Annotated in this window: 24 protein-coding genes; 7 read left to right on the forward strand and 17 right to left on the reverse strand. The window is 62.0% G+C overall.

Annotated features, from left to right (window positions below):
* The first annotated feature begins 23 nt into the window (after positions 1-23).
* The 7 genes from INF35_RS10160 (at position 24) to INF35_RS10190 (ending at position 7,561) form a co-directional block, all read left to right on the forward strand.
* Entirely contained in the window at positions 24-1,595 is a 1,572-nt protein-coding gene (locus INF35_RS10160; protein ID WP_193502129.1) for an aldolase catalytic domain-containing protein, read from the forward strand.
* Positions 1,596-1,638: 43 nt separating this feature from the next.
* Positions 1,639-2,163 carry a KdsC family phosphatase gene (locus tag INF35_RS10165; RefSeq protein ID WP_193502131.1) on the forward strand — a complete coding sequence of 175 codons (525 nt, stop codon included), beginning with the start codon at positions 1,639-1,641 and terminating at the stop codon, positions 2,161-2,163.
* A gap of 12 nt (positions 2,164-2,175) precedes the next feature.
* Positions 2,176-4,860, forward strand: coding sequence for a DUF2142 domain-containing protein (locus INF35_RS10170; protein ID WP_193502133.1), 2,685 nt, complete (start codon positions 2,176-2,178; stop codon positions 4,858-4,860).
* A 25-nt stretch (positions 4,861-4,885) separates the two neighbouring features.
* On the forward strand, positions 4,886-6,019 hold the full coding sequence (locus INF35_RS10175; protein ID WP_193502135.1) for a glycosyltransferase family 4 protein: 1,134 nt from the start codon (positions 4,886-4,888) through the stop codon (positions 6,017-6,019).
* Positions 6,020-6,088: 69 nt separating this feature from the next.
* Entirely contained in the window at positions 6,089-6,808 is a 720-nt protein-coding gene (locus INF35_RS10180) for a glycosyltransferase family 2 protein (RefSeq protein WP_193502137.1), read from the forward strand.
* Positions 6,809-6,811: 3 nt separating this feature from the next.
* Positions 6,812-7,171, forward strand: coding sequence for a DUF2304 domain-containing protein (locus tag INF35_RS10185; RefSeq protein WP_193502140.1), 360 nt, complete (start codon positions 6,812-6,814; stop codon positions 7,169-7,171).
* A gap of 99 nt (positions 7,172-7,270) precedes the next feature.
* Positions 7,271-7,561, forward strand: a complete 291-nt coding sequence (locus tag INF35_RS10190) for a hypothetical protein (protein WP_193502142.1) — start codon at positions 7,271-7,273, stop codon at positions 7,559-7,561.
* Between the two features lie 95 nt (positions 7,562-7,656).
* Here the strand turns inward: INF35_RS10190 and INF35_RS10195 are convergent, their stop codons facing one another.
* From INF35_RS10195 to plsX, 17 genes are all read right to left on the reverse strand, one after another.
* Positions 7,657-8,901: a hypothetical protein gene (locus tag INF35_RS10195; protein ID WP_193502144.1), complete on the reverse strand. Its 1,245-nt coding sequence runs from the start codon at positions 8,899-8,901 to the stop codon at positions 7,657-7,659.
* A 150-nt stretch (positions 8,902-9,051) separates the two neighbouring features.
* Complete coding sequence (locus INF35_RS10200; protein WP_193502146.1) at positions 9,052-9,495, reverse strand: CD1247 N-terminal domain-containing protein; 444 nt, start codon at positions 9,493-9,495, stop codon at positions 9,052-9,054.
* A gap of 69 nt (positions 9,496-9,564) precedes the next feature.
* A complete protein-coding gene (gene efp / locus INF35_RS10205) occupies positions 9,565-10,122 on the reverse strand; it encodes an elongation factor P (protein ID WP_193502148.1) in 558 nt (185 codons plus the stop codon).
* Between the two features lie 151 nt (positions 10,123-10,273).
* Positions 10,274-11,128, reverse strand: a complete 855-nt coding sequence (locus INF35_RS10210) for a TIM barrel protein (RefSeq protein ID WP_193502150.1) — start codon at positions 11,126-11,128, stop codon at positions 10,274-10,276.
* A complete protein-coding gene (locus INF35_RS10215; protein WP_193502152.1) occupies positions 11,121-11,630 on the reverse strand; it encodes a YqeG family HAD IIIA-type phosphatase in 510 nt (169 codons plus the stop codon). The genes INF35_RS10210 and INF35_RS10215 overlap by 8 nt, the downstream gene beginning before the upstream one ends.
* Before the next feature lie 139 nt (positions 11,631-11,769).
* Positions 11,770-11,946 (reverse strand): 30S ribosomal protein S21, encoded by a 177-nt coding sequence (gene rpsU / locus INF35_RS10220; protein ID WP_040917814.1) that lies wholly within the window; start codon positions 11,944-11,946, stop codon positions 11,770-11,772.
* Positions 11,947-12,166: 220 nt separating this feature from the next.
* Positions 12,167-14,710 (reverse strand): leucine--tRNA ligase, encoded by a 2,544-nt coding sequence (gene leuS, locus INF35_RS10225; RefSeq protein WP_193502154.1) that lies wholly within the window; start codon positions 14,708-14,710, stop codon positions 12,167-12,169.
* Between the two features lie 112 nt (positions 14,711-14,822).
* On the reverse strand, positions 14,823-15,206 hold the full coding sequence (gene rsfS / locus INF35_RS10230) for a ribosome silencing factor (protein ID WP_193502156.1): 384 nt from the start codon (positions 15,204-15,206) through the stop codon (positions 14,823-14,825).
* 84 nt (positions 15,207-15,290) lie between these two features.
* Positions 15,291-17,363, reverse strand: a complete 2,073-nt coding sequence (locus tag INF35_RS10235) for an LCP family protein (protein WP_193502158.1) — start codon at positions 17,361-17,363, stop codon at positions 15,291-15,293.
* Positions 17,364-17,430: 67 nt separating this feature from the next.
* Positions 17,431-18,006, reverse strand: coding sequence for a bis(5'-nucleosyl)-tetraphosphatase (symmetrical) YqeK (gene yqeK / locus INF35_RS10240; RefSeq protein ID WP_193502160.1), 576 nt, complete (start codon positions 18,004-18,006; stop codon positions 17,431-17,433).
* Between the two features lie 119 nt (positions 18,007-18,125).
* Entirely contained in the window at positions 18,126-18,734 is a 609-nt protein-coding gene (gene nadD, locus INF35_RS10245) for a nicotinate (nicotinamide) nucleotide adenylyltransferase (RefSeq protein WP_193502163.1), read from the reverse strand.
* Entirely contained in the window at positions 18,731-19,036 is a 306-nt protein-coding gene (locus INF35_RS10250; protein WP_193502165.1) for a YhbY family RNA-binding protein, read from the reverse strand. The genes nadD and INF35_RS10250 overlap by 4 nt, the downstream gene beginning before the upstream one ends.
* A 111-nt stretch (positions 19,037-19,147) precedes the next feature.
* Positions 19,148-19,786, reverse strand: coding sequence for an RdgB/HAM1 family non-canonical purine NTP pyrophosphatase (rdgB, locus tag INF35_RS10255; RefSeq protein ID WP_193502167.1), 639 nt, complete (start codon positions 19,784-19,786; stop codon positions 19,148-19,150).
* Positions 19,783-20,739 carry a signal recognition particle-docking protein FtsY gene (ftsY, locus tag INF35_RS10260; protein WP_193502169.1) on the reverse strand — a complete coding sequence of 319 codons (957 nt, stop codon included), beginning with the start codon at positions 20,737-20,739 and terminating at the stop codon, positions 19,783-19,785. The genes rdgB and ftsY overlap by 4 nt, the downstream gene beginning before the upstream one ends.
* Before the next feature lie 43 nt (positions 20,740-20,782).
* A complete protein-coding gene (smc, locus tag INF35_RS10265) occupies positions 20,783-24,340 on the reverse strand; it encodes a chromosome segregation protein SMC (protein ID WP_193502171.1) in 3,558 nt (1,185 codons plus the stop codon).
* Between the two features lie 36 nt (positions 24,341-24,376).
* The gene (gene rnc, locus INF35_RS10270; RefSeq protein ID WP_193502173.1) at positions 24,377-25,060 is read right to left on the reverse strand and encodes a ribonuclease III; all 684 of its coding nucleotides are present in this window, start codon (positions 25,058-25,060) and stop codon (positions 24,377-24,379) included.
* A complete protein-coding gene (gene plsX, locus INF35_RS10275; protein WP_193502175.1) occupies positions 25,057-26,094 on the reverse strand; it encodes a phosphate acyltransferase PlsX in 1,038 nt (345 codons plus the stop codon). The genes rnc and plsX overlap by 4 nt, the downstream gene beginning before the upstream one ends.
* Positions 26,095-26,099 lie beyond the last annotated feature (5 nt).

A 26,099-nucleotide genomic window follows, 5' to 3' on the forward strand; every position in this document is an offset into this window, starting at 1 on the left:
CTGCCAAAAAGGAGGTATTGCCCATGGGCGACATCAAACTGCTGGACTGCACGCTGCGTGACGGCGGCTACGTCAATGACTGGAAGTGGGGATTTTCCCCCGCACGGGATATCATCCGCACCCTGACCCGGGCCGGAGTGGATATTGTGGAGGTCGGCTTTCTGCGCAATGTGGAGGGCTATGACCCCGATGTATCGGTTTGCAACACCATCGAGGAGCTCAACCGCCTGCTGCCCGACGATCCCCGGGGCACCATGTACTCCGGTATGGCCATGCGCTCCAACTACGACATCCGCAAGCTGTCGGAGTATCAGGGCAAGGGCATCGAGATGATCCGCATCACCGCCCACGACTACGATATCCGGGACGGCATGGACTTTGCCCGGGAGGTTAAGGCCCGGGGCTACAAGCTGTCCATCAACCCCATCAACATCATGGGCTATGCGGACAAGGACATTCTCTGGATTCTCGACCAGGTCAATGCCATCATGCCCTATCAGTTCTCCATTGTGGATACCTTCGGCAGCATGCGCCGCCGGGACCTGGAGCGCATTGTCAGCCTGGTGGACCACAACCTCGACCCGTCCATCCGGGTGGGCCTCCATCTCCATGAGAACATGGCCCTGAGCTTCTGCCTGGCCCAGGAATTCATCGACAAGCATCTGGCCCGGGACATCACCGTGGACGCCAGCCTGATGGGCATGGGCCGTATCCCCGGCAACCTGCCCATCGAGCTCACCGCCGACTATCTCAACGAAACCTGCGGCGGGCACTACGACATTGACGAGCTGATGGATGCCATTCAGGACCACATCGCGCCCATCAAGGGCCAGCCGGAATGGGGCTACACTCCCGCCTATTTCCTGTCGGCGCGGTACAATCTGCACCGCAACTATGCCGAGCATTACCTGGCCAAGGGCGATTTGACCAACCGGGACATCAACCACATTCTGTCGGTGCTGGACCGCTCCAAGGCCACCGCCTTCGACAAGGCATACGCCGACCAGCTCTACCAGGAATACCAGAGCCGTCAGGTCGACGACGCTGCCGCCATGCAGGAGCTGACCCAGGCTTTCCAGAGCCGCACTGTGCTGGTGCTGGCCCCCGGCGCCACCCTGGCCGACCCCGACGTGCAGGCCAAGCTCAAGGCCATGCCCGGCAAGGAAGCGGACGTGGTGGTCTCGGCAAACTTTCTGCCCGACTTTCTGACGCCGGACTATGCCTTCTTCACCAACAGCAAACGACTGGACAAAATCACGGCTTTCCCCTGCCCGGCTATTCTGACCTCCAACCTGCGGCCTGAGACTGCCCCGGCCGCCTGCCGCACCGTCAACTACAACCGTGTAGCGGGCGCCTTTGCCCAGGGCAGCAACAGCGTCATCATGCTGCTGCGGCTGCTCTCCCAGTGCGGCGCCCGGGCTGTGCTGCTGGCCGGTGCCGACGGCTACCCTGCCGGCAAGCCCGCCTACGCCGACGCCAGCCTCCATGCCCACACCGGGCGGGATCATGCCTTCCATGCCGCCATGGCGGAGGCTATCCGCACGGCGGGCATCCCGGTGACTTTCGTCACCCCCAGTGCCTACCAGAACGCCTGAACCGGCGCGGGCACTGCAAATCCACAACAAAGGACGTGATGGCATGATCCGCCTGCTGGTACTGGACGTGGACGGCACCATGACGGACGGGGGCGTCTACTACGACGCTTCCGGCAACGAACTGAAAAAATTTGCGATCAAGGACGGCGCAGGCATCGTGCTGGCCCGGGCGGCAGGCATTCAGATCATGATCTGCACCGGGCGGGAGTGCGAGGCAGTGCGGCGGCGGGCCGCCGAGCTGCACGTGGATCACCTGTACCAGAACGTTTCCCGCAAGGCAGAGTTTCTGGGGCAGTTCCTCGCCGAGCACGGCTTTGCCCGGGAGGAAGTGGCCTACTGCGGCGACGACCTCAACGACCTGGGCGCCATGGCTCTGTGCGGCTTTGTGGCCTGCCCTGCCGACGCCAGCCCAGAGGTCCTGGCCCGGGCCGACTGCCGCTGCCCCCAGAAGGGCGGCGAGGGCTGTGTGCGCGGCGCTGTGGAAGCCATTCTCCGCCGGGACGGCCGCTGGGCCGAGGCAGTGCACAAGGCTTTCGGCGTCACGTTGGAAACCGGCTGCGGCCGATAACAGGAGCGCTCCATGACAGCATTTGCATCCTTTTGTAAAAAGCATCGGCACACCCTCGTTGCCCTCGGGGCGGCGGCGGTGTGCTTTGCCGTTTTTCTCCTCTGCTGGTTTGTCTCCATCCGCGGGCTGGGCTCCAAGGCCCTGTCCGACAAGCTGAGCGACGACTACTCCGCCTACCTTCCCATGGAGGGCAGCGTCAGCCAGAGCTTCGTCTTTGACGACGACCTGCTGGCCATGGCCTTTGTATTCGGCGTTGAGGGGGAGCAGCCTTCCGGCACCCTGGACCTTGTGCTCACCGACGCCGACACCGGCGAGGTCCTTGCCCAAAGCCAGGGCGTGATGGAGAACATCCTGCCCGGGCAATACACCGGCCTGGGCCTGGACACCGCTGTCACCGGCACGGAGGGGCGGCACTATCTGGTGACCCTGACCCCTCACTATACGGGCAGCGGCCGCCTGAGCATCGGCTGTTCCTCCACCGCCACCCTGTGGGAGGAGACCATGACGGTGGATGGACAAACTCAGAATTCCACTGCCGCCCTCATCGTCACCTACCGGCAGATCGGCGGCTTTCTGACCCGGTATTACTGGGTGGTTGCCCTGGCGGTGCTGGCCATCGTCTTTTGGGGGGTGCGGTCGGCCCTGCGCCGCCGCATTGCCCTGCACCGGCTGGTGTTTGCCCTGGTTCTGGCTCTGGGCCTTGCCTATACCCTGGTGCTGCCCCCCTACGGCGCCCCTGATGAAAAATACCATATCAACCAGTCCTTTACCCTGGCATGCCGCTGGGCCAACGTCTTCTCGTCGGAGGACTGGGAGATGGGCCATGTGCCCATCAACATGAGCTACCGCCGGGAGCACGACTTTGACGCCACCCTGCAGGACCAGGAGGACGGAACTACCGTCTGGACCTGGCAGGCCTTTGCCGACGGCATGTTCACCCTCTCCCCCGACGACTTTGACAGCCACGTAGCTCTGGAGGAGGCCCAGACCGACTCCAACCCCATCCTCTACCTGCCCAGCGCGGCGGTGGTGTTCGTGGGATTTCTGCTGCATCTGGGCTTTGTGCCGGTACTGGTGCTGGGCAGGTTGGCAAACCTTGTCTGCTTTGCGGCGCTGGCGGCATTTGCGGTGCGTTTTGCCCCCTTTGGCCGCCGGGTCTTTGCTGCTGTCGCCCTGCTGCCCATGACGCTGCATCTGGCGGCGTCCTTCTCCCGGGATGCTCTGCTGCTGGGGCTGTGTTTTGCCTTTACCTCCCTCTGTCTGCGGGCGGCGTTTGGGGAAAAAGCCCCCGGCCGTGCCCTCCTCATCGCCATTGCAGCGGCGGGTCTGCTCTTCTGCCCCGGCAAGGCGGTCTACCTGCCTCTGGCGGCTCTGGTGCTGCTGATCCCGTCCAGGCGTCTGGGACTGCCCCGTCCCGCCCTGTGGAAGGCCGGATACCTTGCCGCCTGTGTGGCGCTGACCCTCTGCATGAACAGCTCCATGCTCAGTTTTGCAGTGGGAGGCGAGACCCGGCAGGCAGCCTCCACGGATTCGGCAGAGGCGGCTGCCGCTTCCGTGGAGGGGGGCGAACCTGCCGTGGAAGCGCTGTCCCTTGCTGTGCACGGCGCCCCCTCCGGGGAGGCTGATGATGGGGAGACCTCCGCACCTGCGGATGCTTCCCCTGAGAAGGAAACCTATCACTTTTCGGCGGACGACGCAGAATTCCCTGCCGATATGACGCTGACCATCCGGGAAGATCTGGTTGACAACACGCCGGAAAATTATGTCCGACGCCTGTTCTGGTACGTGGAAGGAGTGGAAAATCCCGCCCAGGCGGAGGTGACCTTCTGGGCTGATGCACTGAAGAACGGCGATGTCACCGCTGCCATGCTGGCACAGAGCTTTTTCTTCAGCCCTTCTGAAATGGAAAACGCCTCCCTCTCCGACAGCAACTATCTCTATGCGCTGACGCTGTGTCTGTTTGATCGCGTACCCGACAAGTATGAACTCGACGGCCAGCTTGAACGCCTTGCACAGAGCGGACGAATCGCCTTTTTCAAAGAAATCTACTCCAGCGAGGCGGCTGCCTCCCTGTTTGCCGGCTGCGGTTTGACCATTGGCATCGAGGACGATACCCGCTATCCCCTTGACCGGAACGAATTGGCCAAGGATGTGGAGGCCGCTGCCGCCGTGCGGGAAAGTCAGAGCATTGCCACCGGCGACGACGCCATCTGCTACACCCCGGGCTATATTCTGTCTCACCCGGTGGATACCCTGCGCCTGATGGTGCGCACCGTTATCGACAATACCGATCATTACCTCCGCACCCTGGTGGGCGGCAGTCTGGGGTATTACTCCCTGGACCTGGCCTGGGGCTGGGTGGTGGTTCTCTATCTGCTGCTGGCCTGGGCTGTGATCCCCGCCGGGGACAGCCCCCTGACAGGGCGCCTCCGCGCCGGGGCCTTTGCTCTGGTGCTGCTCTGCTGTGCGCTTTCGGTGGCAGGCTGTCTGACCTGGACGCCCACCTATTCCGAGACGCTCTACGGCCTGCAGGGACGGTACTTCCTGCCGGTGCTGCCCCTCGGCCTGCTGTGCCTGGCTCCCCGCCGTATCCGCGTTTCCGATGCAGGCCATGCCGAGGCCTGCCTTGTCTGTGCCCTCTGTCTGGCAAACGCCGGGGTGCTGCTCAACGCCATGCTGGCCGTCGTCGCCCAGTAATCGCCCCACGGGAGGGATTTGTGTCTTGACCATCTGCTTTTTTTCCGCTCAGTACCTGCCCACACCGGGGGGCGTGGAGCGGTACACCTGGAATATGGCCCGCCGGGCCATCCGTGCCGGTCACCGCGCCATTGTGGTGACCAGCGCCCTGCCCGGCCTGCCCGACCACGAGATCGACGCCGACGGCATCGAGATTTTCCGCCTGCCGGTGTGGCCGGTGATGAAAGGGCGCTTCCCGGTGCTGCGGTTCGGCGCCCGCCACCGCGACGGGGTAAAAGCTCTGTTTGCCCGCCCCATTGACCTTTGCGTCATCCAGACCCGCATGTATGTGGAGAGCATCTGGGCGGCCCGTGCGGCGGCCGGGCGCAGGATTCCCACTGTGGTCATTGACCATTCCACCGGCTACATGCCCATGGGCGGCGGTGTTCTCGGACTGGCCGGGCGGATGTATGAGCACCTGGCCTGTGCCCTTATCAAAAGTACCCATCCCCGGTTTTACGGGGTTTCCCTGGCGAGCTGCCGTTGGCTGGCGACTTTCGGCATCCGTCCGGAGGGCACTATGCCCAACGCCATTGACCCCGACGCTCTTGCCGCCGAGCTGGCAGAGCCCCCGACCCCGGGTCTGACCCGGAGTGAGCTCTGTCCTGACGGGGAAAAGCTCGTCCTGTTTGTGGGGCGCATGATCCCGGAAAAGGGCATCTGTGAGCTGGCCGAAGCAGTCAGTGCCATGCCCGGCGTGGTGCTGGCTGCCGCGGGAGACGGTCCCCTGCTGGAGGAATTGCGCACCCGGTATGCCGGTGAGAAACGCATCCGGCTGACCGGCCCTCTCTCCCACGGGGACATCGTCCGGCTGCTGGGTCAGGCAGACTGCTACTGTCTGCCCACCCGTTATGCCGAGGGCCTGCCCACCACCCTGCTGGAGGCGGCCGGCTGCGGATGCCCCATCCTGTGCACCCCCACCGCTGGAACGGAGGAGCTTCTGCCCGGTGACAGTGCGGTCTTTCTGCCGGACACCACGCCCGACGCCATCCGTGCCGGGCTGAGCCGTGTGCTGGATGACCCCGCCGCAGCACATGCCCGGGCCGCCCGAGCCTGTGAAAACGCTCTGGCGCACTTTACATGGGACGCCGTCTTTGATAAACTGGTACAAAGTATCTGATTTTTTGCCCATCCTATCTGAAAAAGTCTTGTGCGCGGGAGAATTTTTCCCGGCGCAGAAGGAGAAAAGATGTCTAAACTACTGATCGTCATTCCCGCCCATAATGAGGAGGAAAACATCGTCCGCGTCGTCCGTGAGCTGATCACCAAGTATCCCCAGTACGACTATGTCGTCGTCAACGACGGCAGCCGGGACAAGACCGCTGCCCTCTGCCGGGCCAACGGCTTCCGGCTCATTGATCTGCCGGTCAATCTGGGGCTGGCCGGCGCCTTCCAGACGGGGCTGCGCTATGCCGCCGAAAACGGCTACGACTGTGCCATGCAGCTGGATGCCGACGGCCAGCACAAGCCGGAATACATTGAACCCATGCTGGAAGCCCTGGACGAGGGTGCCGACATTGTCATCGGCAGCCGGTTTCTCACCGTCAAAAAGCCCAAAAACCTGCGTATGCTGGGCAGCTATATCATCAGCTGGTCCATCCGTCTGACCACCGGCCGAGCAATCTGTGACCCCACCTCCGGCATGCGGATGTTCAACCGTGCCATGGTGGAGGAGTTCGCCCAGAATCTCAACTACGGCCCTGAGCCCGACACCATCAGCTATCTGATCAAAAACGGTGCCAAGGTCAAGGAGGTCCAGGTGGAGATGGGTGAGCGCGTTGCCGGGCAGAGCTATCTCAATTTTGCCAAAAGCGTTCAATATATGGTCAAGATGTCCATCTCCATTTTGCTGATCCAGTGGTTCCGCAAGCGCGACACCGAGACCCCTTACTCGCAAAGGAGGACCTGAGTCATGTTAGATCAGCCTATCATCCGCGCTTGTCTCATCATCGGCAGCCTGATCACTGCCTTTTTTATTCTGCGCCGTGTCCGTCAGGCCAAGGTCCAGATTGAGGATACCATCTTCTGGCTGGCGGCCTCCGCCGTGCTGCTGATCCTGGCCATCTTCCCCGGCATCGCCTTCTGGGCCTCCCGGCTGCTGGGATTTGTCAGCCCCATCAACTTTGTCTACATCGTTATCATTTTTCTGCTGATCGTCAAGCAGTTCTTTATGTCTATCCGCCTCAGCCAGCTGGATTCCAAGGTCCGCATCCTGACCCAGCGCATCGCCCTCAACGAGGAAAAAGCTGAGCGGGACAAATTGGATTTGTAAAGTATCCTCAAACCTGATATAATAGTTTATGTATCGTCTGATCTGCGCCCATGTACCCGCATGCCGCGCTGTCTATACAGGAAGGAAGGTTGTGACCCCATGGCATACACTCCGAAATTGACCTACAAAGGCCGTCCGCTGGTTCGCTGCGGCAACGACATCTACTACGGTTCTCTCAAAGACCCCTACGTCATCTATCTCCAGATCCTCACCACCAAAAAGGAAAAGGACGTTGAGGTTGCCGACAAGGTCCATATCGTTCTGCTAAACACCGATTCCTCCAAGGCTCTGCCCGACCGCATCGTCCGTCAGGCAAACAAGGTGGGGCTTTTCAATGCCCTGAGCTTCGGCGACATTATGCTGCGCAGCCAGATGAAGGGCAAGGCCTGAGCGGTGCTCCTTTTCCTCTGTGCAAGAGACAAACAAAGCAGGCGCTTCTCCCCCCTGCGGGGGCAGAAGCGCCTGCTTTTGTTGTATACGGTTTTTCAATAGATGGGGGCATGACTGACAAAGGCTGCAAAATAGACGCACCAGAGCACTCCCAGCACGGCCAGCAGGATGGCGCGTCCGACCTTGCCGCGCACGACAGTTACTGCCGCGCCGGGCAGCGCCGGCATGCCCAGGGCATACCGCTGGGCGCTGATGAGCCAGGTCTGACCGTTCATCATGAGAATGCCTGCCAGGCCCAGCAGCAGCCAGTCCGGGCAGAGTCTGTGCGCCGCCAATGCAAAGAGCAGCACCTCCAGCAGGATCACCGCCACCGTCCACAGGCCGATATAGATGCCCAGCGGAGTCTCAATGTCCACGTAGCGGCACATGTTGACGATGGCCTGGGGAAAGAGGCAGAAGCTGTGATGCCAGTGCTCCTGCTGGTAAACGGTGAACTGAAAGGCGTTGCCGTAGACCTTCCAGTTGAGGAGCAGATAGACGAGGATGCCTGCGGCAGGGCCTGCCGCAGGGAGCATGCAGGAGGCCCGGAGCTTTTCCCGGCGGCGGAGGGCCAGAATCATCCAAGCCACGGCATAGCCTGCCAGCAGGATGCCGTTGGCCCGGCAGAGAGCCGCCAGCAGTCCGAACAGCCCCGCCTGTCCCGGTCTGCGGCGCTGCATGGCGTCCAGAAAGGCAAAGTTCAGGCAGTAGAACAGTGCCTCGGTCTGGGGCAGGACAAAGAAGAAGCTGCCCGGCAAAGCCAGCTGCACGGCACAGGCCACAGCCGCTGTTATTTGGTCACCGCCGGTCAGCCGCCAGACACAGCGGTAGAGAAGCACGGAGCCCGCCGCCGTGAGCAGCATGGCTAGCACCGTCCCCACCAGCCACAAGTCCGCCCCCAGCAGAGCAAAGGGACGCAGCAGCCAGCCCCACAAGGGGAAAAAGACGATCATCAGGTATTGCTCGGCAAAGCCGTCCTCCCCTGCCCCATAGCCCCAGCGGGCCAGGTCCAGGTAGTGGCGGGCGTCCAATCCGCCGCAGAGGCCCACCTGTACCCCATCCAGCGGGGAAAGTTCCGGATGCTGCAGCCAGGCTGCAATGCACAGTGCCGTCAGCATGACGGCGCACCAGAGCAGCGCCCCGCCAAACACCAGACGCTGGCCTTTGATGGGCACTGTCCCGCTTCTGTCCCGTGGGCCATTTCCGACGGTGGCACCGGCAAACAGGCGCACCACACCCTGTCCCAGGGCATAGAGAACCCCGACCGCCGCCCCACCAGCCAGAAGCAACGACACAGACATGGTCTTTCCCCCTTTCTTTTCAGTCTGCCCTGATTATAGCACAGGCAGACAGGCAAGTCCATCTGCGGCCCCGCCGCCCCCTTTACGCAAAAACCGCCCCCGCAGGGTCCGGAGTTCCGGTCTCTGCAGGGGCGGTTGTGGTGCAATTGCTTATTCGATGGGGATATCACGATTCTGAGGCAGGGCCGCGGGCTCTTCGTCCTCGTCCTCCGCCAGCTCAACGCCGAAGGAAGCGCCGCAGTTGGGGCAGACCAGTTCGTCGCCCAGCAGGGCATCCTCGTCCACGGTGGTGACCTCGCCGCAGTTGGGGCAGGTCACTTCGTACATGGCATCCTCGTCGTCGCTCTCCTCGTCCTCATCATCGTCTACGTCAAAGACAACGTTGATGAGATCGGTCAGATCCTCGTCGATGGTATCCACATCCTCGTACAGCTGATCCAGGGCATTGTCCTGCTCGGTCACGGTGGCGGCCATCTCCTCCAGCAGGTCCATCATCGCAGCGATGATTTTGCCGTTCTTGGAGTTGGCGTCAAATTCCATACCGGACATCAGTCCGCGGATGTACGCAGCTTTTGCATTGAGATCCATTGCCATAATGGTTCCCTCCTTATGATGGACGGTCTCCCGCCCGTTTGCGTCGTTATGAACTCTGTCAGGCAGAGATCAGACACGCTCCATATACTCGCCGGTGCGGGTATCGATGCGGATCTTGTCGCCCTCGTTGATGAACAGAGGAACGCGGATCTCGGCACCGGTCTCAACCTTGGCGGGCTTCAGGGTGTTGGTGGCGGTGTTGCCCTTGAAGCCGGGCTCGGTCTCGGTGATCTCGAGCTCGATGAAGTTGGGGATTTCGACGCTGAACACCTTGCCCTTGTAGGACAGCAGCTTGCAGACCTCGTTCTCCTTGCAGAACTTGAAGTTATCGGGCACATCGGCGGCGTTGACCGGGATGTCGTCGTAGGTCTCGTTGTCCATGAAGTGGTACAGATCGCCGTCAGCGTAGCTGTAGGTCACTTCCTTGCGCTCGATGAAGGCCTGGGGGAACTTGGCGGTGGGGTTGTAGCTGGTTTCGGTAACAGCGCCGGTAATGACGTTCTTGGTCTTGGTGCGCACGAAAGCAGCGCCCTTGCCGGGCTTGACGTGCTGGAACTCGACGACCTGAAGGACCTGGCCGTCCTGCTCAAAAGTAACACCGTTACGGAACTCGCCTGCAGAGATCATATAGAAAACTCCTCCATATATTAGAATTCAAGCATACCTGTAGATATTTTACCCGAAACTGCGCGCCGTTGCAAGCCCTGCGCCCGGTTTTCGGGGCCAAAATACAGAAAAATCCGGGATTTTGGCCGTTTTTTCGTGTGATTGCCTGCGTTCAGGCCTCCTCGTAAGCCTGCATCAGCGTCCGGGCGTCCTCCGCCTGGGTGCCTGCCGACTCACAGATGATGGTGGGGGCCAGTCCCCGCTGTTTCAGCAGCTGCATCAGTGGCTGGTGGGGCGGGCCGAACTCGGTATCGGCAAAGGTGAGATGGCACTTTTCTCCGCCTGCGGTGTAGGCAATGCGGGAGAAGTGGGAGTGGAAATGCACCGCCCGGTCATCCCCCAGCGCCTGGGCCATGCGGTCGAGGATGACTGCATAGTCCTCCTCCCCGGTGATGCCGCCGTGGGTGCGGGCATACAGATGGCCGAAGTCGATGCAGGGAGTGATGCGGTCATCCACGCCGCACAGGGCCAGCACCTCGTCCAGCGTGCCCAGCTGGTTCACCTTGCCCATGGTCTCGGGGCAGAGTATGCAGTCGCCAAAACCTGCGGCGTCCACCGCCTCCACCGCCCGGCGCATGGTGTCCAGGGCCTTTTCCAGGGCGGCTTCCCGGCTCTGTTTGCCGCAGCTGCCTGCATGGAAGATGACCCGGCGTCCTCCCAGCGCCTTGACCAGGGCACAGCTCTGCAGCAGGTAATCCACGCTGTGCAGGCGCTTTTCCTCCTCCATACTGCTCATGCTGATATAGTAAGGCGCGTGCACCGACAGGGCGATGTTCTTCTCGGCACACTGGGCACCGAGAACGGCCGCCTTGTCCAGAGGCATGCGGACGCCCCGGCCGCACTGGACCTCGAAGGCGGTGAGGCCGAACCCGGCATGGTAAGTTGCAATATCCCGCGGGCTTTTGAAGCCGGAGGCGGCAAAACTGTCCGACAGACCGGCAGCACCGAAGCGGGGTGAATCACTCATACAGGGTCCCTCCCTTTTTGTAATACTTACGGATGAAGGGCGGTTCAAACTTGCGCTTGAGCTTGACCCCTCTGGATTTGTCGTGGGGGGTGCGGGGCATGACATACAGGCAGCGGATGCCGAACAGCCCCGCGGCCAGGCGGTCGGTGTAGATCTGATCCCCCACCATGGCCATCTGGTTTTTCTTAACGCCCAGACGGCGGCGGGCCACCATAAGCCCCACCGGCAGCGGCTTGCATGCCAGAGGCACCCAGGCCAGGCCGATGCGCTCCGCAAAGGGACGCACCCGCTTTGCCGTATTGTTGGATACAATGGTCAGGCTGACGCCCGCAGCACGCATAGTGTCCAGCCAGGCGGAGACACTGTCCTCCAGCTGCTGGCTGCCGTCCCCGGTGAGGGTGTTATCCACATCCAGCACCAGGGCACAGATGCCCTTCTGACGCAGAAACTCAGGCGTGATTGCCTCCACATTCTTGAAAATATATTCCGGTGTGAGCAGCATGGGTTTGTCCCCCTTTCCCGGGCGGCGATGGTAAAAAAGAATTCTGCAGCGGGGCTGACCCCGCAATAAAAAAGCAGGCCCGACACGCGGGCCTGCTCAGCCGTTCGACGTTGCACGTCAGCTCATGCAGGCAAAAAGCTTACTTGAACTTACGCTTGCGGGCGGCTTCGGACTTCTTCTTGCGGCGCACGGACGGCTTCTCGTAAGCCTCGCGCTTGCGCACCTCGGCGAGCACACCGCTGCGAGCGGTGCTGCGCTTGAACCGGCGCAGGGCGCTCTCAAGGGATTCGCCCTCTTTGACACGGATCTCCGACATCTTGCTTTCCCTCCCTTGGCCTATAGACAGGAGTTTGCCGGTCGTTTTTTCAGCATCTGCGCGGTAGGGTACTTTCCGGCAGACAGTCACAGGACTGTACCGAAAGCGCCTTTTTTCACGCTTGCTACTAGTCAACCAGTATTGTCAATTATACTATACTGTGCGTGAAAATGTCAACCTTCTTTTCGCGTACAGTCGGATTGTTCACAAATTGTTCAGCTTATCCCTTGGCGGCCAGGTTGACCAGCTTGCCCTTGACGTAGATCTCCTTGACAATGGTCTTGCCGGCCAGAGCCTCCTGCACGGCGGGCTCCGCCTTGGCCTGGGCAATGGCATCGGCCTGCTCGATATCGGCAGCCACCTGGATGCGGGCCTTGACCTTGCCGTTGACCTGCACGGCGATCTCGATGGTCTGCTCCACGCACTTGGCCTCGTCATAGGACGGCCAGGGGTGGTAGGCCAGCTGATCGATATGGCCCAGCTGCTGCCACATTTCCTCGGTCATGTGGGGGGCAAAGGGGTTGAGCAGCTGCAGCAGCACTTCCAGCTCGGCACGGGTGGCGCCGCCGTTGTCATACAGGGCATTGACGTAGATCATCAGCTGAGCAATGGCAGTGTTGGCCTTGAGGGCGTCGATGTCCTCGCCCACCTTCTTGATGGTGCGGTGAACAGTGGCCTCCAAAGCGGGACGATAGCCCTCGCCCTCCACGATCTTGTCGCCCAGGCCCCAGATGCGCTCCAAAAAGCGCTTGCAGCCCTTGATGGAGGAGGTGTTCCAGGGAGCGGCCTTCTCAAAGTCGCCGATGAACATCTCATACAGGCGCAGGGTGTCGGCACCATACTCATTGACCACGTCGTCGGGGTTGACCACGTTGCCCAGGCTCTTGGACATCTTGACAATGGGATGCTCGGCCATCTCGCCGTACTTCTCCACCAGATGGGCACGGACGGCCTTCTCGCTGCCGAACTCCGCCAGCAGCTGCTTGCGCTCGGCGTCGGGCAGGTTTTCAAAGGCATGGGGGTTGAGGCCCAGAATCATGCCGTGGCTGGTGCGCTTGTTGTAGGGCTCCTTGGAGGGGACCACACCGATGTCGTAGAGGAATTTATGCCAGAAACGGCTGTACAGCAGGTGAAGGGTGGTGTGCTCCATGCCGCCGTTGTACCAGTCCACAGGGCTCCAGTATTCCAGGGCTTCCTTGCTGGCCAGCTCCTTGTCGTTGTGGGGATCGCAGTAGCGCAGGAAGTACCAGCTGGAACCCGCCCACTGGGGCATGGTGTCGGTCTCCCGCTTGGCAGGGCCGCCGCAGCAGGGGCAGGTGGTGTTGACCCACTCGGTATGGCGGGCCAGGGGGCTCTCGCCGTCGGGGCCGGGCTCAAAGTCCTTGATCTCGGGCAGCCGCAGGGGCAACTCGCTCTCGGGCAGGGGCTGCCAGCCGCACTTCTCGCAGTAGACCATGGGGATGGGCTCGCCCCAGTAACGCTGACGGCTGAACACCCAGTCGCGCAGCTTGAAGTTGACCTTCTTGCAGCCCTTGTGATTCTCTTCCAGCCAGGCGTACATCTTCTCCTTGGCATCCTCCACGGACAGGCCGTCCAGGAAGCCGGAGTTGACCAGCGTGCCGGTGGCCACGTCGGTGAAGGCAGCCTCGCTCAGGTTGGAAGGCTCGTTGCCCTTGACCACCTCGATGATGGGCAGGCCGAACTTGGTGGCAAACTCCCAGTCACGGGTATCGTGGGCAGGCACAGCCATGATGGCGCCGGTGCCGTAGGTGGCCAGGACGTAGTCCGAGATGAAAATGGGGACCACCTTGCCGTTGACCGGGTTGATGGCCTGGACGCCGTCGATGCAAACGCCGGTCTTTTCCTTGTTGAGCTCGGTACGCTCAAAGTCGGACTTGCGGGCAGCCTCGGCCTGGTATGCCTTGATCTCATCCACATTCTTGATGAGGCCGGCTTCCACCCACTTCTTGATGAAGGCATGCTCGGGGCTGACGACCATGTAGGTGCAGCCGAACAGCGTGTCGGCGCGGGTGGTGTAGACGGTCAGGGTATCCCCTGCGGTGGTGTCGAAGTTGATCTCGGCGCCGTGGCTGCGGCCGATCCAGTTCTTCTGCTGGGTGGAGACACGCTCAATGTAATCCAGGCCATCCAGATCATCGATCAGGCGGTCGGCATAGGCAGTGATCTTGAGCATCCACTGGCTCTTGACCTTGTGGACCACGGGGCTGCCGCAGCGTTCGCACACACCGTTGACGACTTCCTCATTGGCCAGCACGACCTTGCAGCCGGTGCAGTAGTTGACCGTGGTCTCCTTTTTATAGGCCAGGCCCTTCTTGTACAGCTGCAGGAAGATCCACTGGGTCCACTTATAGTAATCCGGGTCCGTGGTGTTGATCTCCCGGTCCCAGTCAAAGGACAGGCCCAGGCTCTTGAGCTGAGCCTTGAAACGGGCCACGTTCTTGGCGGTGACGATTTCGGGATTGATGTGATTTTTCAGGGCATAGTTTTCAGTGGGCAGGCCGAAAGCGTCCCAGCCCATGGGATACAGCACGTTATAACCGCACTGACGCTTTTTGCGGGCCACAATGTCCAGAGCGGTGTAGCTGCGGGGATGTCCCACGTGCAGGCCTGCCGCCGAAGGATACGGAAATTCCACCAGAGCATAAAACTTCGGTTTGGACTTGTCGATCTCGGCATGGAAGGTATGCTCGTCCTCCCACACTTTCTGCCATTTGGCTTCTACTGCTTTGAAATCATATTTCACGATTCGATCTCTCCCCAATGCGGGCGCTGCCCGCTGTTTTGACTGTATATCACGCCTTTCGGCGCAGCAGGGCAGGCCCTGCGTGTTTTGCACGCGGGGCCTGCCCTGTCGGTCACTGTGCTTCGCCGTCTGCGCGGTCTTCCGGCAGACGCCACTCGGATTCAGGCATCGTCTCGCCGTCCGCCCACAGATGCTCCAGATCATAGAAATCATGGGCTTCCTGGGTGAAGACATGGACGATCACATTGCCGTAATCCAAAAGAATCCAGCGCTTGCCGTCATGGCCCTCGGTGCGCAGAACGTTGACCCCCATACGGCCGAGCTGGAAATCCGCCTCGTTGGCCAGGGCGCCCACATGGGTGGTGGACGTACCGGTGGCGATGACAAAATAGTCGGTCACGGTGGTCAGGTCGTGTACGCGGATGACGCGGATGTTCCGCGCTTTCTTGGCATCCAGCGCCCGCGCCAGTGCAATGGCAAGTTCTTTGCTTTCCATGCGGTTCCTCCTGTTAAGCTTTTTCCTTACAACAAGCCGGAAAGCCCCTGCCGTTTTTGCGGGGGCCTGCCGGGGTTATCCTTATTATGCCGCGTCGTCGGCCTCGTCAGACGAATCCGAGCCGTCGGTACTGTCCGATGTGTCGGAGCCGTCCTCTCCTTCCGGTGCGGGAGTCTCGGTGGGAAGGTCGTAGGTGGCATTGGGATCGGTCTCAATACCGGATTCATTGGCGGAATTGACCACATCCTGGTTCAATGCTCCCATATACTGGACATTGGGATCGGTGGGTGCCCGGTTGCCCACGTCGACGACGTTGTCGCAGACATTCAGCTGATCCGCCGTCATCTGGGTTTCCGGTGTGCGGAAGTACTGATTGAGCAGATCCGCCGTTCCCTCGCGGTAGATCACGTCGATATCGTTTTCCATATAGAACAGCTGGCCCATATAGACCGGGACCTGACACAGCATGATGTGGTCACTGCTGACCTTGAGCAAACTGACCGCCGCGCTGACCAGTTCCTGTACATCCAGGGAGGTCTCCATATAATTCATGACCACGGGCAGGATCTTGGCCACATCCCACACCGTCATGGCGCGCAGACGGGCAAACATGGCGGAATAGAAATACCGCTGCACGTTCAGGCGCTGGATGTCACTCTGCGCATAGGTCTTGCGGGCGCGAAGGAAGAATTCGGCGGTGGCGCCATCCATCCACTGCAGGCCCTGGTCCAGATGGCTGGTCACATTGCCGTTTTTATCCGTGTAGGTGATCTCCTGAGGCACATAGACCTGAATGGGTCCCAGGGTATCCACCAGTTCCACCAAAGCTTCCAGCCGGATGGCCACATAGCCGTCGATATAGAGGCCCAGCTGCTCGTTGATGAGGGTGCAGAGGGCATCATAGTTGTTGTTGCCGTCGCTGCCCTGGGTGATGGCCACATTGTTGATCTGATAATTGCGGGAAACCGTCCGGTCTGTAGTGACCAGAATGTTCCGGGGAATCTGCAGCATGCGGACTTCGTCGTTGACAAAATCCAGCTGCACATACATGATCATGTCGGTGTTGCCGTCGTTGGCTTCACTGTCGTTGGTGGAGCCGGCGGCCATGTCGCCGCCCTGAGCGCTTCGGTCAACGCCCAGCACCAGAATGTTCAGCTGCTGGCCGTCCAGGCCTTTGGGCGTATTGATGAGCTGGTTGATGGAAATGGAGCCGCCCTTGGGACGGATGGCATTCATGATGACGCCGATGGTACCGGCAAAGATCAGGGCAATCACCAGCACGGTACCCAGCAGAATCTTCCACCAGGTGACTTTCTTCTTGCGTTTGCCGTTCTTGCCTTTTCCGCTGCCGTCATCGTTGCCGCCCTTCCTGCCGCGGCGGCCGGGTCCCTTGGGCGGTCTGCCGCCCGCAGTACCGGAAGCAGCCGCCGATTTTGCTGCGGAAGTACCTGTACCGCCCGCGGTATGTCCTGCACCGGCGCGGGAGGCCTGAGCGGCCGCCGCTGCTGCACCGGCAGCCGCTGCAGTGCCGGCGGTCTGTACCTCCGGCTGAACCGAAGCCTGAGCGGCCCGGGCAGCAGACTGCCCCGATGCTGCACGGTGAATGGTCCGGCCCGAGGTCTGAGAACCGGCGGCCGCCCCGGTGCGGTTTCCCTGACTCTGCGGCCGGGCGGCCGATGCGGGCTGGGCGGCGCGCTGCTGAGACTGCGCGGCCTGAGCCTGAGCGCGGCGGCGCTGGCGGGCCTCAAACTCGGCATCGTTGTTGATGTCGTACATGGGCTTGCTGCCCTGGGCACGGCTCAAATCCAGATGCTGGACCCTTGCGCCGGAGGCCGGTACCTGCTGTACCCGGGGAAACTGCTGGCTGCGCCGCAGCCGGGCTGCCTCTGCATCGGCACGGGCGCGGGCACGGGCCTCCTCCAGACGGGCCGCATCTGCATAGCCGCGCTGGGACGCGGCGCGCTGCTGCTCGTAGCGGCGGCGGGCAGCTTCCCGTGCGGCAGCTTCGTCAGACGGTGCAGAGGCCGGGGACGCCGTGCCGGTATTGATCGTGCGGCCGGATGCCGCCTGTGCGTCGCCTGCATGATAGACGTTCTGCGTACTGCCCGGGGCACTGCGATGTCCCCCGCCGATATTGATTTTCCGAGGCTCGCTCATTGGCTGCTCCTCCTGCAATTTTGACATTGGATTTCGGGCGTTGGCCCCCATAATGTACAGGGGTTTGTCAAGTGCGGTGCGCAATGCTGCTGCGCACATCCTCCAGCGCGGCAAGGCTCTCGGGGTCTACCGGCTTGCCGCCGTCTTTTACAAATTGAAGGCTCTGTTCCAGTGCGGTGCACAACGCCTTGTCCAGATCCTCGAACTCCAGCTTGCGCAGTTCCTCGACGCCGGGAAAGTCCCTCTCGTCGCTGGTCATGTCGGCCATATAAATGATCTTGTCCAGCAGGCTCATGCCTTTTTTGCCGGTGGTGTGGCAGCGGATGGCCGAGAGGATCTCCGGGTCGCTGACCCCCCATCTCGTCTGGCACAAAATTGCCGCGGCAAGCCCGTGCCACACTGGTGCGGGCCGCTGGGCAGCATTATTTGCTATTATAGCATTGTCATGGAAAATCTGCAACAACTCGGCCCGGGACAGCTCCTTGGCACTGTCATGCAGGAGCGCCGCAAGGGCGGCTTTTTCCGGGTCTGCGCCCCATCGCTCGGCCAGCGCCACCGCCATTTTTTTTACATTCAGGGTGTGACGATAGCGCTTGTCCCCCAGCCGGCCCTTGACCAGTTCCTTGGCTTCCTTGCAGGTCATGCAGAATTCTCCCTTTCGTATTTTTCGACGTTATATTACAAATTGTATCTTCTCTCGATAGTACGCTTTATTTTGTCTGTTGTGCACGATACATCGCACTTAAAATGATTTACGTTCTGTTATTTAGAAGATCGTTTGTACAGGCCGTATTCATCAATCAGTTCCGGCACCGGCGGCGGCAGCAATTTGCGGGCACTGGTATCCCCCGCCTGCAGCCGGGCGCGGAGCGTGCTGGAAGCACACTCAAAGGCCGGAGCCTGAGCAAACAGAATGCGCCCGCCGTCTGCCTTCAGGCTGTCGGCCATGCGATGCAAGGCAGGCGCGTCGCCGCCCTGACGGCTCTCCACCACCAGGGTGGCCAATTCCAGAATGTGCCGCCAGCTGCGCCACTCCCGGAAGGTCAGCAGCATATCGCTGCCCACACTGAGGTAAAGCTCAGCCCCCAGATAGGCGCGGTGAAGCATCTCCAGCGTCTCCACCGTGTAGCTGCGCCCGCCGCGGTCGATCTCCCACCGGCTGACGCCCACCCCGGGACCCAGCGCCGTAAAGCAGGCGCACATGGCCAGCCGCTGTTCGGCTGGGGTGGAGCTGGCCGCCTTGTGGGGCGGAATGCCCGCAGGCATGACGATGACCCGGTCGGGGCCGACCAGGTCCATTGCCGCGCGCAGGTTATTCATATGGCCGAGATGGGGCGGGTCAAAGGTGCCGCCGTACAGCAACAGTCTCATTTTGCTTTTGCCAGGATGGCGTCAAAATCCGAATCCTTCTTCTTTTTGAGGAAGAGGACAAACTTGCGGCCGATGACCTGCACGCAGTCGGCGCCGGTGGCCTCGGCCAGAATGTCCGCAGCCTCCCGGGCAGAATACTCGCTGTTTTCCAGCACCTTGAGCTTGATGAGCTCCCGGGCTGCCAGGCAGTCCGCCACGGCAGCGGTCAGAGTGTCGTCGATCTCCCCCTTGCCGATCTGAAACACCGGCTCCAGGGGATTGGCCGCGGCACGCAGGGCCGCACGCTGTTTGCTTGAAAGCATAGTGGTCTCCTTTTTCTGTCGCCGTCGCCAAACGGCGCTGTCTTAGTAAATCACAAAAAAGTTACTAAATTGTTACAAAGTTGCAAAAGTTCGGGGAAGCGCTTTTCCACTTTATGCCTTGCCGTCCAGCAGGGCGGGCAGAGCTGCCTCCATGGCTGCCATGGCGCGGCCCCGGTGGCTGATAGCGTCCTTCTCCCCGTCGGCCAGTTCCGCGTAGGTGCGGCCCTGGGTGTTGGGGACGGTGGTGCCGTCGGGCAGGCCTACGAAGTCGGGGATGAACAGCGGGTCGTAGCCGAAGCCGTTGGTGCCCTTCTCCTCAAAGGCAATGTGGCCGGGGCACTCCCCCAGAAACGTATGGCATTCCCCGTCGGGCATGAGCACGCACACCGCCGACACAAATCTGGCGGTGCGGGAGCCTGCCGGCACGGCGGACATCTTTTCCATCAGTTTGCGGTTGTTGGCGGGGTCGTCCCCGTGCACGCCGCAGTAGCGGGCGCTGTACACGCCGGGCTCCCCGTTCAGGGCATCCACGCAGAGGCCGGAGTCGTCCGCCACGGTGGGCAGGCCGCTGGCCTTGCAGAAGGCCTCCGCCTTGATGCGGGCATTCTCGGCAAAGGTGGTGCCGTTTTCCTCGGGGTCCAGGTCCAGGCCCAGCTCCCGGGGGCTGGTGACGGTATGGCCCATCCGTTCCAGAATGCGGCGCAGCTCCTTGAGCTTGCCGGGGTTGTTGCTTGCAGCACAGATGGTCATTGTGCGGTTTCCTCCGTCTCGTCGTGTTTGGGCAGTTCGGGCAGCAGAGCCTCCGAGAAGTCGGTGGCCGAGAAGAAGAGCAGATCGTCGATTTTCTCCCCCACGCCCACAAAGCGGATGGGAAGCCCCAGCTTCTGGCGGACACCGATGACGCAGCCGCCCTTGGGGGTGCCGTCCAGCTTGGTCAGCACCACGCCGGTGGCACCGGCAGCCCGGCAGAACTCCTGGGCCTGGCTGATGGCGTTCTGGCCGGTGATGGCATCCAGCACCAGCAGTACCTCCAGGCTGGCCTCGGGGCTGGCCTTCTTGACGCTGCGGGTGATCTTGGACAGCTCATCCATCAGGCCCTTCTTGTTGTGCAGGCGTCCGGCGGTATCGGCTATGACCATATCATAACCCTTGGCCGCGGCGCTCTTGACTGCGTCAAAGATGACGGCCGCCGGGTCGGCGCCCTCCCCTGCCTTGACCAGGGGCACTTCGGCGCGCTCGGCCCACAGTTCCAGCTGCTCGCTGGCCGCGGCGCGGAAGGTATCCCCCGCCGCCAGCATGACCTTTTTGCCCAAGTCCTTGTATAAGTAGGCCAGCTTGGCGATGGTGGTGGTCTTGCCCACGCCGTTGACGCCGATGACCAGGATCACCGCCGGCTTGCCCGACAGGTCCAGGTCATCGGTGGGGCTCATCTCCAGACGGATGAGCTCCCGCAGGGCCTTGAGGGCCTGCTCGCCGGTCTTGAGGTGTTCCTCCCGCACCTTGTCCCGCAGCTCGTCCACGAGACGGATGGCACAGTCGGGGCCCACGTCGGCCAGGATGAGCTGTTCCTCCAGGTCGTTATAGAGATCGTCGTCGATCTGGGAATTGGTGAGTGTATTGACGATGCCGGCAAAAAAGCCGGTCCGGGTCTTTTCCAGACCATCGTTGATTTTTTTCTTGCGGAATGCGTCGAACAGGCCCATTGGGGCACCTCCTTGGAAAATAGGGTCTATGGCCGGGCGGCTGTCAGGAGATCAGGTCCGCGGATACGTTGTTCAAATCCAGGCGCAGGATCTTGGAGACACCGTCCTCCTGCATGGTAACGCCGTACAGAACGTCGGCAGCCTCCATGGTGCCGCGGCGGTGGGTGATGACGATAAACTGGGTGTTCTCGGTCATGCGGCGGAGATACTGGGCATAGCGCACCACGTTGACATCGTCCAGGGCAGCCTCGATCTCGTCCAGAATGCAGAAGGGCGAGGGATTGACCGCCAGAATGGCAAAGTAGATGGAGATGGCCACCAGCGCCTGCTCGCCGCCGGAAAGAGCCGACAGGTTCTTGATGACCTTGCCCGGGGGCGAGACCTCGATCTCGATGCCGCTTTCCAGCACGTCGGACTCGTCGGCCAGGTAAAGGCGGGCGCTGCCGCCGCCGAACAGTTCCCGGAAAATCTGCCCGAAATGGGTGTTGATCCTCTTGAAGCTGGCGGTAAACATCTCCCGCATCTGATCGCACAGTTCGTTGATCATGCGGTTGAGCTCGGCCCGAGATTTCTCCACGTCGGTGACCTGGGCCTTCATGAAGTCGTAGCGTTCCTTGACTTCCTTGTACTCCTCGATGGCGCCCACGTTGACGTTGCCCAGGGCGCGGATCTTGCCCCGGACCTCGGTCACCTGGCGGCGCAGCTCGGTCACGTTCTCAAACTCCACACACAGAGCCTGGGCCTCGCTCTCGGCCAGCTGGTACTCCTCCCACAGCTTGGAGGCGGTGGTGTTCAGCTCGGTCTCGGCAGCGGAACGGCGCTCGGCCAGACGGGCCATCTCGCCGCTCATCCGCTCCCGCTCATCGGTCAGGGCGCGGTTTTCCTGGGTCATGCGGGTGATCTCCGCCTCTTTCTCCATGCGGGCGGTCCCCGCATCCCGGATGATCTGCTCACACTGGGCAATGCGGTTTTTGTTTTCCTCCCGGGTGCGGCGAATCTCCTCCATGGCCTGCTCGTTGTCCCGGATGTGCTGCTCCGCCGTCTCAATGGCGGCGTTCAGCTCCCGGGCCCGGGCCTCGGCCTCGCCGGTGCGCCCGGTCAGGGTCTCCACCGCCGCTGCGTGCAGGCTCAGGTCCTTCTCGGCGGTCAGGCGGGCTACCCGGTTTTCGTTGGCCGCATTGGTCAGGTGCTCCCGGTTTGTGGTGAGGGTGTCATCGCTCTCACCCAGTCCGGCCAGCTCCTTTTCACAGGCGGCCAGCTCGGTCTCGGCGGCGGCGCGGTCTTTGCCCGCCTGCTCGGCGGCGGCACGGCTCTCGGCCAGCTGGGCTTCAAACAGGGTGATCTCCTGTTCCAACTTCTGCATGGTCTGCTCGCCCTCGTTCAGGGCGGCGGTCAGGCGGTCCAGTTCCAGAGAGGCACGCAGCCGGTCGGCAGCGGCGGTCATGCCCTCGCTGTCGGCGCCGGTGAGCTGGGCCTGCAGGGCCTCGGCTTCCGCCTTGCGCTCCCGGGCGGTTTTGGCGGCGGCATCCCGCTTCTGTTCCAGCACGGTCAGGCGGGCGTGCAGCTCTTCCAGCTCCTGCTTGCGGCTGAACACACCCACGCTGCGGGCGGTGGAGCCGCCGGTAAAGCTACCGCCCGCGTTGATGACCTGGCCGTCCAGGGTGACAATGCGGTTGCGGTAGCCCAGATTGCGGGCCACGGCGGAGGCCTCAGTCAGGTCCTCCACCACAATGATGCGGCCCAGCAGGTTGTTGACAATATTCTGATACCGGGGGTCGGCGCTGACCAGATCGGCGGCCACCTCGGCGGTGCCGGTGAGGCGGCCGCTGAAGCGGCTGCCCTGCACCGTGTCCAGAGGCAGGAAGGTGGCGCGGCCGCCCTTCTCCGCCTTGAGGAAGGCGATGGCTGCCCGGGCGGCGGATTCGTCCTCCACCACGATGTTCTGGAGGGCAAAGCCCAGGGCCGTCTCGATGGCAACCTCGTAGCCCTTGCGGACGGTGAGGATGCCCGCCACCGGGCCGATGATGCCCCGCAAACGGCGGGAGGCAGCGGCTTTCATGACGGTCTTGACGCTCTGCTGGTAGCCGTCCATATTCCGTTCCAGGTCCTGCAGGATGTGCACCCGCTGGGTGGCGGCGCTCAGTTCCCGCTCGGCCTTCTGCAAAGCATCGGCGGCCTCGGCCTGCTGCTTTTTGCGGCTGTCCAGCTTGAGGCGCAGGCCTGCTTTGATGTTGTCCAGGCGGGTGACGGCCTCCTCCGCCTCCTTCAGGCGGGCGGCGGCCTGTTCCTTTGCCTCCTCCGCCGTGCGGGCAGTCTCGGCAGCGGCTTCCTTGCTGGCGCGGGCGTCGGTCAGACGGGCCTGGGCAGCGTTGGCGGCACTCTCCGCCGTGGCGGCCTGCACCTGGGCTGCGGTGGCTTCCTGCTGGTGCCGCACCATAGCGGCGTTGATGAGGTCGCGGCGCTCACCGCTCTGGCGGGCCTGCTGTTCCAGTTCGGAGAGCTGCTGTTGCAATTCCTCCGCCTGGCGGTCGATGCCGGCAATTTTTGCGTTGAGCTCCTCCATGGCGGCACGGTGGGAGGCGATTTCCTCCTCGATGCCGCGGCGGCCTTCGCCGGAGCGTTCCAGCTCGGCTTTGGCATCCTCGATCTGGCGGCGGCTGTGCTCGTTCTCGTTTTCCAGAACGGCAATGCGGCTCTCACTGCCGGCATTCTTCTCGGTGACTTCCCGGATCTCGGCGTTGGCCTCATCCGCACGGATCATCAGCTGCTGGGACTCGGCCCGCAGCTGGTCAGCCCGCTCGTCGTACTGTTCCAGATTGCGGCTGATGCGGTCGTAATCCGCCTGGGCGGCCTCATACTTTCGCTGCTGGTCCCGCACCGTGTCCTTGGCACGGCGGATGGCGTCCACCCACAGGGTGACTTCCAGGCTTTTGCGGGTCTCGGACAGGGTCAGAAACTGCTGGGCCTTCTCGCTGTCCCGCTTGAGGGGGCCCACCCGGCGTTCCAGTTCGCCCAGAATGTCCCGCAGCCGTTCCAGATTGCCCTCGGCGGCGGCCAGGCGGCGCTCGGCCTCGTTCTTGCGGTAACGGTAGCGGGCAATGCCCGAGGCTTCCTCAAAGATTTCCCGGCGCTCCCCCGACTTGGCGGCCACGATCTCGGCGATGCGGCCCTGGCCTACGATGGCATAGCCGTCCCGGCCCAGACCGGTGTCCAGAAGCAGCTCATACACATCTTTGAGGCGGACGCTCTGACCGTTGATGCTGTATTCACTTTCGCCGCTGCGGTAGTACCGGCGGCCAATGACCACCTCGTCGGCATCCATATCCAGACGGTGGTCGGAGTTGTCGATGGTCAGGCTGACCGAAGCATAGCCCATGGCGCCGCGGGTCTGGGTTCCGCCAAAAATGACATCCTCCATTTTGCCCGCGCCGCGCAGCTGCTTGGAACTGGTCTCGCCCATGACCCAGCGGATGGCGTCGGAGATGTTGCTCTTGCCCGAGCCGTTGGGGCCCACAACGCCGGTGATGCCCTCGCCGATGGTCAGACGGGTCTTGTCCGGAAAGCTTTTGAAGCCCTGAATTTCAAGTTCTTTCAGACGCATAGAAGGGATACTTCTCCTTTGTATGTGGCAGGCGGATCAGGTCTTGTGGATCAGGCCCATGAGGCGCAGCGCTTCCCGTGCGGCATGCTGCTCGGCCGACTTTTTGCTGCGGCCCTCGCCCCGGGCGATGCAGTTGGAGTTCAGATAAACCGCCACCTCAAACCGCTTGTCGTGGTCGGGACCGGACTCGGCCTCCACCTCATAGTGGAGCTTTTCCTCGGGATTCTGCTGGATGACTTCCTGCAGTTTGGTCTTGTAATCCTCCTCGGCAGTCTTTCCCTCGGTGAGGAAAGGCTGAATGAAGCCGCGGGCCGCTTCCAGCCCGCCGTCCAGGTACAGCGCCGCGATGACTGCCTCAAAGGCGTCGGAGACCACGCTGGGACGCTCCCGGCCGCCGCCCAGTTCCTCGCCGCGTCCCAGCCGCAGATAGGTGCCCAGCTCGATCTCCTGGGCAAACTGGAAGAGGGCGTCCTCACTGACAAGGGAGGCGCGCATGCGGGTCAGTTCACCCTCGGGGCGGGTGGAGTGGTGGAACAGATAATCCGCCGCCACCACCGACAGCACACTGTCGCCCAGGAATTCCAGACGCTCGTTGTGCTGCACCGGGGTGCGGGATTCGTTGGCATAGCTGGTATGGGTCAGCGCTGTGGTCAGCAGCGTTTTGTCTTTGAAATGGTAGCCCAGCTTTTCCTCAAGCTGTGCGGGGGAACGAGTTTTCATGCTTCCACGCCCTTTTTCATGGTAGTATCGGCTGTTTCCAGCTCGGCAAGCGCTGCCGACATCGTGCCGCAGAGATCCTCCTCCACGCAGATGCGGGCCTGACGGATGGCATTTTTGATGCCCTTGGCCTTGCTGGAACCGTGGGCCTTGATGACCGGCTTGGCAGTGCCCAGCAGGGGCGCGCCGCCCACTTCCTCGGAGTCCATCTTGTGCTTGATGCCCTTCAGGCCGCCCTTGACGCCCAGATAGCACAGCTTGGTGACGATACTGTGCATAAACACGTCCTTGAGCATACCCAGCAGGCTCTTGGCAACGCCCTCGGTGAGTTTGAGGACCACGTTGCCCACAAAGCCGTCGCAGACCACCACGTCCACGTTGCCGGCGGGGATGTCACGGGGCTCGATGTTGCCCACAAAACGGATGACGGGATTTTCCCGCATAAGGCCGTGGGCTTCCCGGTAGATAGGAGTGCCCTTGGTGTCCTCGGCGCCGTTGTTCACCAGAGCCACGGCGGGGTCGGGGCGGCCCATGACCTTTTTGGCATAGACGCTGCCCATGACCGCAAAGGCATTGAGGGTGGTGGCGCGGCATTCCACGTTGGCGCCGCAGTCCAGCAGCAGATAGTTCTGTGCCAGGCCGGGCATGGGAGTGGCCAGCGCCGGACGCTTGACCCCCTTGACAGTGCGGACAATGAGGCTGGCACCCACGTGCAGCGCACCCGTGGAGCCCGCCGAGACGAAGGCGTCGCCCTCGCCGTTTTTGAGCATGGTCAGGCCGCGCACCAGGCTGGAGTCAGTCTTGTGACGGGCCGCCTTGACGGGGTCGTCGTGCATGGAAACGACCTCCCGGCAGTCGATGACCTCCATGCCGTCCAGGGAGATGTTATTCTCCTTTGCGGTCTTTTCAATGACATCGGCCTGACCCAGGAGCACCAGCTCCATACCATCGCCGAACTCACGCACGGCGTCCGCCGCGCCCTGAAGCACACACAGCGGCGCGTTGTCGCCGCCCATGGCATCCACCAGAATTTTCATACGTT

The organism is Gemmiger gallinarum (genome assembly GCF_014982805.1).
Lineage (GTDB): Bacteria > Bacillota > Clostridia > Oscillospirales > Ruminococcaceae > Gemmiger > Gemmiger gallinarum.